The sequence below is a fragment of the Vibrio sp. YT-19(2023) genome (assembly GCF_033337395.1).
Map to the genome: position 1 here is coordinate 1 of NZ_JAWOQN010000127.1, position 1,176 is coordinate 1,176.

General features: G+C 46.4%; 3 protein-coding genes. 1 reads left to right on the forward strand and 2 read right to left on the reverse strand.

Features of this window, described 5'->3' with window-relative positions; genetic code table 11:
* Window positions 1-395 (forward strand): GGDEF domain-containing protein (locus R7E78_RS24315; RefSeq protein WP_318058362.1); only part of this gene is annotated, 395 nt, incomplete at its 5' end.
* 19 nt (window positions 396-414) lie between these two features.
* On the opposite strand, the gene R7E78_RS24320 is transcribed toward R7E78_RS24315, so the two are convergent.
* Window positions 415-696, reverse strand: coding sequence for a hypothetical protein (locus R7E78_RS24320; RefSeq protein WP_025628104.1), 282 nt, complete (start codon window positions 694-696; stop codon window positions 415-417).
* Window positions 697-866: 170 nt separating this feature from the next.
* Window positions 867-1,151, reverse strand: coding sequence for a pyrimidine/purine nucleoside phosphorylase (locus tag R7E78_RS24325; RefSeq protein ID WP_318058363.1), 285 nt, complete (start codon window positions 1,149-1,151; stop codon window positions 867-869).
* Between the last annotated feature and the right edge of the window lie 25 nt (window positions 1,152-1,176).

Sequence of the window (1,176 nt, forward strand, 5' to 3'; positions counted from 1 at the left end):
CAACTCGATTGAAGAAAAGCATTCGTAACAGCGACCGAAAAACCGATAAACATGACTACTCCATTGCGCGCTTCGCAGGCGATGAGTTCGTGTTAATGCTTTACGATGTGCGCAGTAAACAAGACCTAGATGGCATTTTGGATCGCATCGTTAATTTGTTCCCAAAGGGATATCAAAACTACGATACCTATAATGAGCTGACGATGAGCGTAGGAGCCGCAATCTATAAACAAGACGCCAACGATTTGTCAGAGCTTACCCGCTGCGCAGACAAAGCGATGTATGCCGCGAAACACACGGGTAAAAATCAGTACGCGTTTTACGAACATTGTTCTCATGCTGGTGAGCTGCGCAAACAACAAGAATCAATGCTTGAGATGACAGAGGCGTGCTAAGCCTCTGTGAGTCGCCCGATTATGCAAAAAAGTGCATCGCCCACAACCCAAGCGCTAAAAACACGATCAACCAGAAGGCTTGACGCGCCCGGCTTGGTTTTCCTTGTTGTGTTGCAATCACTGGCTTAAAAGCTCGCTCCTTCATTTTTCCGACCAAGCTTTTTTCTATCGCCTGTTTGTAAAACTTGCGTCTTTTGTGCGCCGCGTTCGCTACTTCAGTAAAGCGGTGTCGCTGTTCATTCGTTAAATCGCTCGCTTCGTAGCGAGGAGGGAGATCAGAATGCTTGCGTTGTACTGCCATCACTTCCTCCTTGGTTGATGGGTGTACTTATACTAAGTATATACACAGTTGCGCATAAATAGCGCCAAGATACCGAATTCTAAGCGATATCTCGTGCGCCAGTTCAAGGAAATTACGCAACTAAAAAAGCCACCCGAAGGTGGCTTAAAGCAATTCAGCATTTGTACCGATTATAGGTATTCGCACAAGTAAGCCGTTGCGTCTTTCACTTGCAGCTCAAATGATGAGTTACCTTCAACATCAAACGACTCACCGCTGCTGTAGGTTGTCCAATCGGCTTCACCTACGCGTTTCACCACGAGAGCACCTTTAACGACTGTCATGCGCTCAGGAGCCTGCGTACCAAATGTGTACTCGCCCGGAAGCATCACACCGACACTAACATCCTGTCCGTGCTGGTTAAAACCTAGTGACTTTACACCGCCTGCAAAATAGCTATTTTCCTTAATATTCATTATTGGTTTCCTTATCAAAAGTCCG